This is a genomic window from Hymenobacter agri, assembly GCF_054778495.1.
Genome location: NZ_BAAGZM010000067.1, coordinates 1 through 12,905 on the forward strand (window position 1 = coordinate 1; position 12,905 = coordinate 12,905).

General features: G+C 53.8%; 14 protein-coding genes and 1 tRNA gene. 12 read left to right on the forward strand and 3 right to left on the reverse strand.

Annotation, left to right across the window (positions count from 1 at the left end; genetic code table 11):
- A partial coding sequence (locus ACYVDE_RS05880; protein ID WP_460500555.1) for an amino acid kinase family protein occupies positions 1-214 on the reverse strand: 214 nt, incomplete at its 3' end.
- Positions 215-779: 565 nt separating this feature from the next.
- Between ACYVDE_RS05880 and ACYVDE_RS05885 the strand changes: the two genes are divergently transcribed.
- The 10 genes from ACYVDE_RS05885 (at position 780) to ACYVDE_RS05930 (ending at position 8,703) form a co-directional block, all read left to right on the forward strand.
- On the forward strand, positions 780-2,159 hold the full coding sequence (locus tag ACYVDE_RS05885) for a site-specific integrase (RefSeq protein WP_460500556.1): 1,380 nt from the start codon (positions 780-782) through the stop codon (positions 2,157-2,159).
- 34 nt (positions 2,160-2,193) lie between these two features.
- Positions 2,194-2,814, forward strand: coding sequence for a hypothetical protein (locus ACYVDE_RS05890; protein ID WP_460500557.1), 621 nt, complete (start codon positions 2,194-2,196; stop codon positions 2,812-2,814).
- Between the two features lie 14 nt (positions 2,815-2,828).
- Positions 2,829-3,152, forward strand: coding sequence for a helix-turn-helix domain-containing protein (locus ACYVDE_RS05895; protein ID WP_460500558.1), 324 nt, complete (start codon positions 2,829-2,831; stop codon positions 3,150-3,152).
- A gap of 151 nt (positions 3,153-3,303) precedes the next feature.
- Positions 3,304-4,047 (forward strand): hypothetical protein, encoded by a 744-nt coding sequence (locus ACYVDE_RS05900; protein ID WP_460500559.1) that lies wholly within the window; start codon positions 3,304-3,306, stop codon positions 4,045-4,047.
- A gap of 206 nt (positions 4,048-4,253) precedes the next feature.
- Positions 4,254-5,057 (forward strand): hypothetical protein, encoded by an 804-nt coding sequence (locus ACYVDE_RS05905; protein ID WP_460500560.1) that lies wholly within the window; start codon positions 4,254-4,256, stop codon positions 5,055-5,057.
- The gene (locus ACYVDE_RS05910; RefSeq protein ID WP_460500561.1) at positions 5,054-5,419 is read left to right on the forward strand and encodes a hypothetical protein; all 366 of its coding nucleotides are present in this window, start codon (positions 5,054-5,056) and stop codon (positions 5,417-5,419) included. Before ACYVDE_RS05905 ends, ACYVDE_RS05910 begins: the two co-directional genes overlap by 4 nt.
- An 836-nt stretch (positions 5,420-6,255) precedes the next feature.
- Positions 6,256-6,567: a hypothetical protein gene (locus ACYVDE_RS05915; protein ID WP_460500562.1), complete on the forward strand. Its 312-nt coding sequence runs from the start codon at positions 6,256-6,258 to the stop codon at positions 6,565-6,567.
- A gap of 35 nt (positions 6,568-6,602) precedes the next feature.
- Positions 6,603-6,869: a hypothetical protein gene (locus ACYVDE_RS05920; RefSeq protein WP_460500563.1), complete on the forward strand. Its 267-nt coding sequence runs from the start codon at positions 6,603-6,605 to the stop codon at positions 6,867-6,869.
- A 482-nt stretch (positions 6,870-7,351) separates the two neighbouring features.
- Positions 7,352-8,158, forward strand: a complete 807-nt coding sequence (locus tag ACYVDE_RS05925) for a TIGR04255 family protein (protein ID WP_460500564.1) — start codon at positions 7,352-7,354, stop codon at positions 8,156-8,158.
- Positions 8,155-8,703 (forward strand): hypothetical protein, encoded by a 549-nt coding sequence (locus ACYVDE_RS05930; protein ID WP_460500565.1) that lies wholly within the window; start codon positions 8,155-8,157, stop codon positions 8,701-8,703. The genes ACYVDE_RS05925 and ACYVDE_RS05930 overlap by 4 nt, the downstream gene beginning before the upstream one ends.
- Positions 8,704-9,336: 633 nt before the next feature.
- Here the strand turns inward: ACYVDE_RS05930 and ACYVDE_RS05935 are convergent.
- A tRNA-Gly gene (locus ACYVDE_RS05935) sits at positions 9,337-9,409 on the reverse strand.
- A gap of 98 nt (positions 9,410-9,507) precedes the next feature.
- Between ACYVDE_RS05935 and ACYVDE_RS05940 the strand changes: the two genes are divergently transcribed.
- Together ACYVDE_RS05940 and ACYVDE_RS05945 are read left to right on the forward strand one after the other, a co-directional pair.
- Complete coding sequence (locus ACYVDE_RS05940; protein WP_460500566.1) at positions 9,508-9,774, forward strand: hypothetical protein; 267 nt, start codon at positions 9,508-9,510, stop codon at positions 9,772-9,774.
- 28 nt (positions 9,775-9,802) lie between these two features.
- Positions 9,803-10,351 (forward strand): GNAT family N-acetyltransferase, encoded by a 549-nt coding sequence (locus ACYVDE_RS05945; protein WP_460500567.1) that lies wholly within the window; start codon positions 9,803-9,805, stop codon positions 10,349-10,351.
- A gap of 20 nt (positions 10,352-10,371) precedes the next feature.
- Here ACYVDE_RS05945 and ACYVDE_RS05950 read toward each other — a convergent pair.
- On the reverse strand, positions 10,372-12,905 hold a 2,534-nt coding region (locus tag ACYVDE_RS05950), incomplete at its 5' end, for a T9SS type A sorting domain-containing protein (protein ID WP_460500568.1).

A 12,905-nucleotide genomic window follows, 5' to 3' on the forward strand; every position in this document is an offset into this window, starting at 1 on the left:
GGCGCTCGGCCAGCTGGGCCAGGGCGTTGCGGTAGGCGGCGTTGCCGGTAGCAGCGGCGCGGCCGGCTCCAATCAGCAAATCGGTGGTGCCGCCCAGGGCCGACACGACCATCACGACGGGAGACTTGGCGGCGGCGGCGGCCACAATGACCAGCGACTTGCGGATGTTCTCGGCGGAAGCCACTGAGGTGCCTCCAAATTTCAGTACTTGCATCGCAGTTTCGGGTAAGTGAAGGAGCGGTGCCGCTTGGGTGGGAATGGCGAAACCAGAGTAGGGCGAGCGTAGGCGGGTATTCGGAGATGTAAAAAGGCCGCTTGGACCGGCAGTAATTACAACTAAGAGCCTGCTATAGCATTACTATTGCAGAACAGACAAACCGCTGGGCGCAATGTAGCGAGCTACGCGCGTTTTACCTCATTCTTATTATTGGGCTACCCGTTTTTTGCGCGCACAGCCAGCGTAATACCAGGCGCTCCGCCGCTAAGCCCGAAGTAGCGGGCAAGTATTGCGTTACATCGGATGCCATGCAGCAAAAAAACAGCCTCCCGGCATTATACCGGGAGGCTGTTAATCAATGAGCGGGAAACGAGGCTCGAACTCGCGACCCTCAGCTTGGGAAGCTATGTAACTGGCATATTTGGCCCACTTCACCCACCCTCACTATTTACTTAAAAACTTGTTGTTTAACAAGTTTGCTTATTAGCGCTTGTTGTGGGTATGAGGTTTCCTATTACTTTTGTGTAAACCGCCGTGTAAACCGGCTGGCGGTTTACACACTATGGCCAACAGCAAAACCACAGAGCACAAAGAGGGCAAGGCAACCGTCCGAATTGTTTACTTCACTAGCAAGACGCTAGCCGATGGAAGCCACCCCTTGCTTGTTTGCATTACCAAAGACCGCAAACGCAAGTACCTGGCAACGGGGCAGGCCCTCTTGCCTAAGTATTGGAACGCCGAAAAAAGTAACTACAGGGACGCCATTCGCAAGAGCTACCCCGAGCCCAAACGGGACAAGCTAATAACCAAGCTGGCTGAATGGGAAGCCAAGTATAGCGGCGCGGCCGATACCCTAGCCGAAGCCGACGAACAGCACGACGCGCCCGCCGTGGCTGCCAAAGCCATAGAGAGCCGCAAAGCCCAGCGCCGCGTGAAACTGCTAGCCTATTGCTACGAATTGAGCGAAGGCTACACCAAAACGGGCCAAACAGGCAACGCTATTGTCTATCGAGACCTGGCCAACCAGCTAGCCAAGTTTGTAGCGGCTGAAGCCGACGTAACCCCGCCCCCTAGCGGCCGGGGCAAGGGGCAAGAGCTAGCAGCATGGGTTAGCCAGCACGACATAACCTTAGACCGTGTAAACGTCAATTTTTGCCGCGAATGGGAGGCTACGCTTCGCGCTACAGGCATTCGGGAAATAACCTTGTCCCTACGATTTCGCACCTTGCGGGCCGTGCTCAATCAAGCTATTGCAGCCGGCCTAATGAAAGCCGAGAGCTACCCCTTCGCCCGCACGGTGGCTGAAAAGCACAAGTTCACAGTGGGCAAGTTTGACGTGAGCACTGCTAAGCGTGCTATCAGTCGGGAAGAGCTACGGCGGCTAGAGGCGCTAGAGCCCACTAAAGAGCGTCAGCAGTTAGCTAAAGACGTTTTTCTGTTCGGCTTCTATTGCGGGGGAATCAACTTTGTAGACTTAGGCCAACTACGTTGGAAAGACCTAGCCGGCTCTGAGGAAACCGGCCTACGGCTCAACTATACCCGCCAAAAGACGGGCGGCAAGTTTAGCCTGAAGCTCCTAGCTCCTGCTGCTGCCATTGTAGCCAAGTATCGGCCCTTTACCTACGCAGGCCCCGATAGCTATGTATTTCCAGTGCTCGACACAGCCAAGCACCAAACTCCCCAGCAGGTAAAAAACCGGCTTCATAAGGTGCTAGGGCAAGTAAACGAAGACCTGAAGCTACTAGGCCAATCAGCCGACATTGCCACCCCTCTGACTACCTACGTAGCCCGTCATTCCTTCGCTACTACGCTGAAGCTGAGCGGGGCCGCTACTGGCCAAATCTCGCAAGCAATGGGCCACAAATCTGAAGCGGTTACCGCCGTGTATCTGGATTCATTCGCCTCAGAGGTGATGGACAATCTGTTCGACGGGCTCCTATAAAGTAACTACATCTGGCTTTTAACACCTGTTCGTTATGTCTGACGCTCGCCAACTAATCTCCGAAATTCACGGTGCTACCATAGAAGCTGAATTTGAGCGCGTGGCTGCCAAAGTGCAAGCTCGCTTTCCAAATACATCAAATTCAATCGAAGTACTGAGCATCCTACAACCTGAACTAACCTTTGCCAAACGCTTAGTAGCACAGTGGAAAAGCGACTTTCCTAAAGGAAGCCGCCCCCCTCAATACCAAGCTAAAAAGGAACTAGTGGCTTTGCTAGAGCAGGAAATAGCTTTCTGGCAGGAAAAGACGCACCCTAGCGAACCTGTAGCGGAAGCAAATAAGCCGAAAGCGGTAGATGCCCCTAAACTGTCCTTGCGCCAAGTAGCTCTTTTATATATCTACAAAAGGCAGCATATACCTAACAGTGGGGCAAATGCCATAGCGCGGGCCAACGGTCATACCAGTGGTGAAAAGTTATACAAGCACTATAACAACCTGTCTAAGAATGAAAACCGCACTTGCATAGATGGAAGAGCATTGCAGCCTCTAATCAAAGACGTGCAAGCCGTATTACCCTGGCTTAGCGGACAACAAAAGGAATATGTTGAAAGTGAGTTAAAAACGCTGAAAAGTAAAATTATAGACCGGTCTTAGACCGGTCTAACTTTTTGTGGGTCAATACATTTGCTGGCATCAAACCAATACGGCCCAAGCAAATGACGAATCCTTTTGAAACCATCAATTCTAGGTTGAGCAACCTAGAAGCATTGCAGCTAGAAACGCTGCAATGCCTACGCCAAGCCATTGCCCAGCCCGCCCCCCAGGTGGGCGGCATTGAGCTTGCTCAGGAGCTTACACGTCTCTCCAAAGCTCGCATTTACACGCTTGTATCGGAGCGGGCTATACCCCACGCCAAGCGCGGCAATCGGCTTTTCTTCAACCGTCAGGAACTACTCGAATGGGTAGCGGCTGGCAGCCGGGCAGCAGCCTAGCAGTATGAAGGCGGGCAAGATGGTTGATACTATCCGGTTTATCGTGCCAGAGCGGCTAGCACCCTCTTGGCTACGTGCTGAACTAGACAGCCCTCTTGCCGCGCCTCATGCTATAGGCGAAGCCCTGGCACAGCGCCGAGTATCAGTAACAGTGGGCAACCTCAACCTACGCCGCAACGCACTAGGTGAGTACGTAGGCGAAAACAGCCTGCAACGCTTTGCCCAGGGCCACAACGGCGGCAGCTTCACCCGCTCCGACGTTGCCGCCGCTATCCAAAAGCTATCGGACACACTAGGCTTCGATGTTTCCGGCTGTAAGCTCACCAAAGTGGCCTTTGGCTCCAACCTAACCGGGTTAGACGTGCAAGCCACGCTGCAAGCCCTTGCCGACTACAAAGGCAAGCGGTTTCTGAAGTACGAAAAGGGCAAGGGCATAACGGGAGCAAAGCGGCTACTCACAGAGCTAGAAATTAAGCTGTATGACAAACAGCGGGAACTAGCCGAAAAGCGCCAAGCCCTGCTGCCTAGTGCCACGCTTCGCTTCGAACTAACTAGCCGCAAGCTGAGCTACCTACGGCGGCTAGGAGCTGCCACAGTAGCTGACTTAGCCAGCCCCGGATTTTTCATAGCAGCAGGAGCCGAGCTAGAGGACCGGCTAGGGGCTTGCGGCTTCATCGAACAGCTAAATACCGATTTACTCTCAGCCGATGAACTAGAAGCATTGGCGCTAGTGAGTAGCCCCTTTTTCGCAGCCTACGCGGCTAATCGGGCCAATAAAGACCGGACGCCACGTCGCCGCAAGCTAGCCGAACAGGCCCGCGCAAAAGCGACCTTAACCAACACCAAAGCCAGCCTGCTAACCTGTCTCAAAAGCACCCTAGCCGACCTAGCCTGAAATGGCCGATTTCGACTTGTATATAACCGGAAAAATGTCGCACCAGCGCGACAAGCACACCAGAAACCCGCCGCAAACCAGCTCACAGCACCCAGCATAAAAAGTAACTAAGAGCTAGCTGAGCAAGCAGAGAAAAGCACAGCAGCTAGAAAACTCAGATTTTGAAGCCTCAGAGCGCCGCACGCATCAACCCTATTCCTACGATTATGGACACTCCCCGCAAGCGAAAGGCAGCTAAGACGTTGGATAATAGCAAAAAGAATACGAAAGAGAGGGCAAAAATGCTCCTTGAAGCCTTCCTTTCTTACCCCTCATTCACTCCGTACTCAGCACGCATCCATGATTTGGCCGCACGTTACAATTCTACTACTGTCCTCATGTTTCAACATGCCCGCCGTCACAACTGGCAGCAGCATTTGGAAGCAGTTGCTGAAGCTCAGAAAAGCCAGGAGGAATTTGCGCGGGTACTAGACGAAAAAGCGCCAATACGCCAAGATATTCCACTTTCTCAGCTTCAGCGCCAAATAAAGGACCTCAGCTTTCTCTTGTTGTCGGCCAGTCGCACGGTAGTACAGAATGCGCTCCTGATGATTGACCATTACGCAGCCAAAATCGGGGCGTGCATTGCTGAAGCAGGGGGAATAAAGCACCTAGACGAAACCACGTCAAAGCAGGTAGCCGGCTGGCAGGCGCAACTATCATTCTATGCCAAGAGCATCGAAAAGTACATAGCCCCCCAGGCCGTAACGGCCCTGCTGGCAAGCATCAACTTCAGCCAGAATATTCCGATGGACATCGACGGCATAGAAACCGGTCATTTCACGATTGCACGGCTTCAGCAGCAGCTTTTAGCTATGGGAATGTCCAATGCTCATGCTGACCCCGATAGAGCCGTAGCGGGCCATTTCGAGGGACAATTGCCAGAAATCGACGGCTGGACCAACCAAATTCAGACGGACAATCTCACGTTTTTCAAATCACCTCAACCCCCACAAGAACCCCAACCATGAACAACGCATTCAGCATCGGCAGCGGCAAGACCCCCAGCCAAAACGGCGTAGGCTCTTCGAACCTCACCATCGACATCAAAATAAGCCCGAAGCACGTCGAGGCAAACAGCTTGTACGCCATATTGCCCCAGCACTACGCCCAGCTTGTGGGCGGTCCTGACAACAAGGCCCTAGTAGCTTCCCGCCAACGGCTAGGACAGACAGCCGGGGGCAACGCCTGGCCGTGGGCCGTGCTTCAGGAAAAAGTAACTGAGCTATTCGGCAAGGGCAAGCTACGCCACGTCGCTACGTTGGAAGAGGCCCTTGCCGAAATCAACCAGGTAGAGAAGTATTGGAACGCCGCCATTTTAGCCAACGCCTAGCATGACTAGCTACACAGATGGGAATAAGGTGCTGGCCTGCCACGTCTTAGATAAAGTCGTAGTTACTTTCAAGAAGCGCAAAGTGCCAGCAGGCACCGAAACAACCATGTGCTGGCTACTTGTGGCCGGCATATGCAAGGGAGTATCGGGCCAATACAGCATGAATTAGCCATGCCTACGCCCCAACCCGCGCCCCGCTCCCTAGTTTCTACTCTTGCCGACGTTTTTCCTAACGTCGGCAAGCACGGCGAAGCGCTACGCTCTCAGTACGCCGTGTTGCTGTTCGTCGGACCGCCACCACCGGCACAAACCATTTGCCGGCTGCCAGCTCAAAACCGCTTCATTCACCTTAACTAACCTGCCATGCCTGCTAAGCTCAAATTCACTTACGCGGAATGCCAGTTGTTGGCAAGGGCTTTAAACTGCTGCAAGCCGGCCCTACACTTTGACGCCGCACAGCAAGCCGGCCTGCCAGCGTTAGGCCGCAAGCTAGCCGGCTATTTGGCTGAACCTAACTACAGGACCAAACCGAAACCCAAAAAGAAACTAGTGGGCTTTGCCCTTACCAGGGCACCCGGTTCCGAATGGCAGCAAACCAGGGCCACACTAGGCTGTCCGTTTACGGAAGCAGCAGCTAAATCGCCGTTAGACTAAAAGCCTGACAGTATGGCAAAAGGCGCCAGAAGCCCGTGAACAAAAGTTTGCGGGCTTTTTTAGTTAGTATTGTTAACTAAAAAAACAGCCTTTTAGTCATATTTTTTGCTCTTTGTCAGGCTTTTCACACATGGCACATTAGTAGCTAACAGATAAGCTCACCCAAAACTCACAGTACGCTTATGGCATACGATTTCAAAAAATCGGACATGAACCAGCAGAAGTATGGTTATGTCTGGACAGCTTCCAAAGACGGCGATAACGCCAAGATTACGGGGTTTCCTGATAACGTCTTGTTGAGCCGCAAGGAAGGTTATGAAGTGCAGCACTTCATCAAACGCTACGTTGATAAGCGTAGCTGGGTGGATGCCAACAAAAAGCCAATACAACCCGGTACTAACGTAGGGCAACACGTGGAACGTCGGATTCACGAAGCACCTGCTGACAAGCGCACTCACAAGGGCGTAGAGGCATGGGTTGAAGCTAATTGGTAAGTATTACGCTCACGCTCAAGTAAACCAGTTAAGCTATGGCCGTCTACTGCATTTCCTACGACCTCAATAAGCAAGGCCAGAATTACAATGCCTTGTATGAAGAGCTTAAAAACACTGATTATCAGCACATTTTAGGCTCTACTTGGCTGATTTCAACGAATGAAACAGCTACTCAGATTAGCGCCAGACTGCGGCAAAGAATGGATAATAATGATAGTCTGTTTATTAGCCGGGTAAACCGGGGTGAATCCGATGGCTGGATGTCTACAGCATATTGGAACTGGTTACACGCTCGCGTCTAGGCGAGTCGGTCTTCCTAACAGGAAAGCCCCAGCTCTGAATCGGCTGGGGCTTTTTGTTACCGGGTAATCCCAGCACCAAAGTAACTTTAGCTGCTACTAATTCTGCCACTACTACCGACTTTCGGCCGGTCCGGTCCTCATTGCTCTAGTTTTGGACGTGAACTGGCACGTATCGCAGTCAAAGTTACTAGCTGCCTACTGGACACTCAGAGGCGAGGAACATGACGACAGTGAAGTTGTTGCCGATGCGAACCAAATATCAAGCCTCCTTAGTCACTGAAGATGATAGATGAGCAAGAACTGTAGCATTATCAACAGCTTGGACATGGACGGTTTAGTGCGAAGAGAGAACAAACAAGTGTATATTGGTCGCATCGAACCAGTCTTTCAAGTGGAAGACAGCATAGTCGGTTGAGTAGAACCACAAGGCAGAATGCTTGAAACCACCTAGCTTTGCACAGCTTTAGCTAATTATACACCTAATGCCTGACACTCCATTTCTTCGCCTTGCCAGCGAAAACCATGCTATTAAGGAGGCTGTTATCAGCTTGTTTTTTGCTTCTCCTATTGTTCAGCCTAGAAGGTTTCAAAGCCTTCTACAGGAACTCCCAGAGGATTTTGATGCATATCAAGTAGCCAAAGCAATCAGAGTTGAACTGCAAGGGAACATTGAGGAGTCAGAAGTACAGTCTAAAGCTCATCAAGAAGCAGAGATAGGCTTTAGATTGACGAAGAGCGATGAAGGACAAATAGTTAGAGTATTACAAGGTCAAAATGAAGACAACCGCGTTTCCTTATCGCTGCATAATCTTCGATACAAGCGTTGGGACGATTTCTTAGAGACATTCCTGCGCGTTGCTTCTGCATTAGCCCCTAAGCTTCAGAACATGATAGTGATAGGTTTCAGCTTAAACTATGTTGATGAGTTGGAATGGATTGCTACTGGTCCAATAGAGCTTGAACGCATATTCAAGAGGGACTCTGTTTATATTCCTTATAACTTCTTTGTTAGTCCAAACACTGAGTTAATGCTAACATTCGAGGATAAGACAGGCAATTTTAACCACTTTGACCGTTTGCAAATCACTTCTGTAGTAGGTCCTAAGTCAATTGTAACTATTGGACACAACATAATCCACGCATTAACGAATACACAAGACTTAAGTACTTTGTTAGAGAAAAAGGACTCTTTTAAGTCCTACCTACAATCAGCACACGAACACAATAAAGGTTTGCTATCCAGCATATTGCAGGATAGTGTACAAATTAAAATGGGCCTAAAGAAATGAAACGCATCGCCTCACTTTTCGCACCAGTAGCCCTCTCGGCTGCAATGGCTCCTGTCAAGGTAGAGAGATACATTCTTGAGCCAGTCCACCGATTTGAAAACAAGCGGATGTGTCTGCCATTGGCAGACCTAGTAGTTTCATTTCAAGCTCCTTTGACTATGTTGTGCGCTAAATTATCTTTGCTGGCTACCCTCCAAGATGGCTGGGCTGGGGAAGGTTCTGTGCCGCCTTCTAAGGAGGCCATTGCAATGGCAACTGATTTTTTAGCGGCCTTAGAGCCTAGATATGTTGCTCATCTGAACATAGATGATGTTGTTCCTAGCCCTTATGGTACAATATCTCTTGAATGGATGAATAAGGGGCGTGAATACGTATGCGTAGAAGTAGGAGATGATGAAATAGGCTACTTCTATAATCTGCATGGCGAGGAGTCAACTAGCGAAGACAAGCCGTTATCTCCTGGAGAGAGCATAGTGAATCATGTGGGATATCTGCTAGAAGACCTTTACGAAGCAGCGAATGTCGCCACAGAGTATACCGCCTAATATCACTTTCGAAGAGTCACTTGTTAGAGGCATTTTTCATTCGCTTTTCTACTCAATGAGTGGAGGATATTTAAAGCTCCAAGCATTCCTACCTGTACCAGGCAGAGATGATGTGTCAGTGCTACGACTAGATTATACTGATGCAAACAACAGCAAGGAGCATATGAAGACCCTTCATATGAATGGACAAACGTATGTAGGCTTAGCAGTCCTAAAGTGCAGTACTGTTTACGCAGCTAACCCACCAGTTGACGATGCTGCTCTCTTAGAGGATGCGGAAACTAAATGGAGAGTCAGTGTAGTGCCTAGTCCAATGGAAGGTGTACCGACGCACGCTCACCTTCTTTACAATAAACCAGTAGAGAAGGGAAAGATAGCCGTCGCTCTTCAGCAGATAGTAAAACGCATAATCCAAGGAGCTAACGTTTTCATAGACCCTAGCCCCGGTGATAGCGGTTGGAATGGAGCAACGTTAGCTGTACAGGAATAAAAAAAGCTTCTTGCAAAGTGCAAGAAGCTTTTTTTATTCTTTACCTGACTTTGATAACCACGCCTACCACCTGTGTAAACCAAAGTGTAAACCAGAAACAAAACAGCCACCTAGCAACGAAGCTAAGTGGCTGATTTTTAATGAGCGAGAAACGAGGTTCGAACTCGCGACCCTCAGCTTGGGAAGCTGATGCTCTACCAACTGAGCTACTCCCGCGGGGTATCTTGGTGCCACGAAATTACGCCAAAGAACCGGAATCGCAACCTGGCGGCGTAGCCTAACCCATTTTACCAAGCCCCCGTATCAGCACAGCCATGGCTACACCTCCGCTTCCTCCTGCTACTAATCGCCTCGTAGGCCTGCTGCTGCTGCTGAGCGGCTTTTTGTTGGGCCTGGGCTTTTTGCTAAAGGTTGGGGTGATGCTCTACCGCTGGAATACCGGCGTGGCCGAACTGCCCGTGGGTTTGCTGGCCCTCAACCTGCTCGGGCTGCTGGCCGGCGGCCTGCTCATGCGCTGGGGTCTGCGCACGCGGCGTGGCTCCGGCACGCGCCGCAACCCCAACGCCGACGAGATACTATAAGTCGGGCGCTGCGTCCGACCTTTGCCTTATGTCATCTCCTCTTCGCATATCGCTGGCAAAGGCCAATGCTGCCACTGCCGCCCAACTAGCCGACCTCGGTCGCCAGACCTTCCAGGATACCTTCGCGGCCACCAATACGCCGGCCGATATGGCGGCTTATTTGGCCGAAAACTTCGGCCCCGATATTCAATTGGCCGAGCTGCAGGACCGTGAAAACACCTTCCTGCTGGCCCATATGCAGAATGAGTTGGTGGGTTATGCCAAGCTGCGCGACAATTCGGCTTTGGGCCTGCCCGAGGACCAAAACCCGGCCGGGCGTCTCGAAATAGAACGGCTCTACGTGCGCGACGACTGGCAGGGTACCGGCCTGGGCGCGGCCCTGATGCGCGGCATTCTGGCCCTGGCCGAACAGCTGCACTGCTCGGCCGTGGTGCTGGGCGTGTGGGAAAAGAACGACAAGGCTCGTGCTTTCTACCAGCGCTTTGGCTTCCGCGAAATCGGGCAGCACGAATTTCGGCTGGGGCAGGACGTGCAAACCGACCTGATTTTGCGCAAGGGGCTGCCGGGGCGCAGATAGGGCCTACGCCCCGGCAGGCTTTATTGCCAGATGAGCTGCTTGCTCAGTACGCCAGTAGCAGTTTGCAGGCGCAGCAGGTACACGCCTTTTTGCAGCTGCAAGGGGGCGATGTCCAGCGACTGCAGGGTAGCGCCGACCGACCGATGCTGCACGAGCTGTCCCACCGACGAATACAGGCTATACGCTTGCACAAGCATGGGAGCGGGTAGCTGCACATGCAGTAGCTGCTGGCTGCTTAGGGGGTTGGGGTAAAGCTGCCACGCCAGGGCAGCCCGGGGCGAGGGGGTTGACAGCAGTAGGGAGGTGCCCAGCTTAGCCACAAAACCGTCGTTAGAGCCGGCACTGGTCAGCATCGTTGTGCCGAAAGCAATGGTTGGCCCAAAATCGCCGGCGAGGTAAGTGTTGCCCGCCGCGTCGACGCCCAGGTCGCGAGGGGCGCACGCGTCCAGCGCCGACTGCTGGGCCCAGATGTTCTGGCCGGTAGTCAGGCTGTACTTAGCGACGAAGGCCGTGTAACCCGCCGGAGTAGAAGGTAGCGTAATGGCGTCGAAGGTGTTGCTGCCCGTGAACCAGCCTCCGGCGTAAAGAAAGCCACCGCGCACAGCGACCGCCGAAGCAATATTCCAGGAAGTGGCATTGCAGGTAGCCAGGTTGCGTGCCCACACCGGGTTGCCACCGGGAGTGTAGCAGGCCAAGTAGCTTTCCGTACGAGTACTGGTTGGGGGCAGCGTTTTGCTGTCGGCTGCCGTGGCTCCGGTAAACGTTACACTGGCAGCATCTGTGAAGCAGGTAACGTAGGCATTGCCAGCAGCGTCGACGGCTACGTCCGGAGAGCTGGTATAGCGCGCACCAATAAAAGACCGCGCCCATTGGGGCTGACCCTGACTGGAAAAATAGACCAGATACACGGCGTAAGCCCCATTGCTGTTGGGGATAGTGCTGGGGCCTGCCGTGAATGTGCCATTCGCCATGCCCACTACGTAGGCATTGCCCGAGCTGTCGCAGTCGATGTGGAGAGCGGACGCCGGGTTGCTGCCATTGCCGAGGGCGCGCACCCACTTCACAGTGCCGGCATCGGACAGACAGGCAATCAGCCAGGATGAATTGTTGCCACCGGTAAGTTGTTGGCCGCCCAGGTTTAAAGTACCCGTAAAATCACCGCAAGCCAGTACGTCGCCGCTCGCGGTGGTAGTCAGCGACCGGATGCTGTTGCCGATTATGCCGGACGTACCGGTGGTGGTAAGGGCCCAAAAGGGAGCACCGGTGCTGGCATCGAGGCGGGCCAAAAACATGTGTTGAAAAGCAGAGGCTGTGAGCGTGGTGCTGCCGACCTGCATGGTGCCGCCAAAGACGCCGCCAACGTACATCGCTCCTTGCGCGCTAACAGCAACAGTTAGCCCTTGGTCGGCCTGGGTACCCCCGAAGCGTTGTGCCCACACTACCGCGCCGGCTGCGTCGTACTTGGCCACAAAGATGTCGTTATCGCCAAGGCTATATAGTCTCGTATTGCCTACTGTTATTGAGTCCCGGAAGTAGCCCGTTACATAGGTGTTGCCGGCCGCATCGGTAGCCGAGGCGGTAGTGCGGTCGTCGCCGCGGTTGCCGTGGCGACTGGCCCAGTTCCAGGCCGGTGTGCCGGGCACCGCAACGGCTACCAGCAGTTGCGCCGCGCGCGAGCAGGTGCCGAGCGTGGCTGTCACAGTATATTGTGCGGCGCTGGTACCGGCGGGTGGCGTAGCATTCACGCTGGCGCCGGTGGTGGCCTGCAGGCCGGGGCCGGTCCAAACGTACGTGGCGCCCGCCTGCGGGTTGGGCACCGACAGTGTCACCGACTGACCGGCCACAATGGTGGTGGCGCTGGCCTGAATGGCCAGCGCAGGCGAAATGGCGGGCAGCACCGTAATGCGCACTTGATCGGTGGTGCTGCATTGTGTGCCGCTGGTGGCGGTCAGGGTCAGGGTGTAGGTGGTGCTGGTAGCCGGCTGCGGGGCCGTGAACGTGGCAGCCGCGCTGGTGCTGCTGAAGCCGCTCACGGCGGGGCTCACGGCCCAGCTATAGGCTAGGCCAGGCTGCGGCGCCGGACCAAGCTTTAAGGTAGTAGCTCCGCAAACGGTTTGCTCGACGCCCGCGCTCACGCTGGTGCAGTTGGCGGTGGGCAGCACGCGCATCACGGCAAACCGAGAGTTTTGCAGGGCAAAGTCGCTGGTGCTGGGGCGGTACAGCAACCCCGCGGCCGCTGCTCCCACTGCTACCGCCAGGCCGTCGGCCTGCATCGCCACGTCCGATAAGTTGTCCAGATTGTCTTCGTGGATGCGTACTACCCCGTTGATGCCGTAAGTGAGGTCGAGTTGGCCGGTCGCCAGGAAGCGAATCAGCGTAAAGTCGGTGATGGAGGTGGCGGTGGAGTTGGTAGCCGATGCCGGCACCAGCGCACTGGCGGGCGCCGAAAGGCAAGCTACCAGCAGCTTGCCATCGGGCTGCAGCCGGGCGCGCTTCACTTGCCCGGTGGGCAGGGCGGTTGCGGCCGCTACTCCCCCCGTGCCAAAGGCGGGGT

Bases quoted from the DNA above. Each gene is read 5' to 3' on its own strand.
- ACYVDE_RS05890 (WP_460500557.1), top strand. From the start codon at position 2,194: ATGTCTGACGCTCGCCAACTAATCTCCGAAATTCACGGTGCTACCATA.
- ACYVDE_RS05915 (WP_460500562.1), top strand. From the start codon at position 6,256: ATGGCATACGATTTCAAAAAATCGGACATGAACCAGCAGAAGTATGGT.
- ACYVDE_RS05930 (WP_460500565.1), top strand. From the start codon at position 8,155: ATGAAACGCATCGCCTCACTTTTCGCACCAGTAGCCCTCTCGGCTGCA.
- ACYVDE_RS05945 (WP_460500567.1), top strand. From the start codon at position 9,803: ATGTCATCTCCTCTTCGCATATCGCTGGCAAAGGCCAATGCTGCCACT.
- ACYVDE_RS05940 (WP_460500566.1), top strand. From the start codon at position 9,508: ATGGCTACACCTCCGCTTCCTCCTGCTACTAATCGCCTCGTAGGCCTG.
- ACYVDE_RS05920 (WP_460500563.1), top strand. From the start codon at position 6,603: ATGGCCGTCTACTGCATTTCCTACGACCTCAATAAGCAAGGCCAGAAT.
- ACYVDE_RS05910 (WP_460500561.1), top strand. From the start codon at position 5,054: ATGAACAACGCATTCAGCATCGGCAGCGGCAAGACCCCCAGCCAAAAC.
- ACYVDE_RS05885 (WP_460500556.1), top strand. From the start codon at position 780: ATGGCCAACAGCAAAACCACAGAGCACAAAGAGGGCAAGGCAACCGTC.
- ACYVDE_RS05925 (WP_460500564.1), top strand. From the start codon at position 7,352: ATGCCTGACACTCCATTTCTTCGCCTTGCCAGCGAAAACCATGCTATT.
- ACYVDE_RS05905 (WP_460500560.1), top strand. From the start codon at position 4,254: ATGGACACTCCCCGCAAGCGAAAGGCAGCTAAGACGTTGGATAATAGC.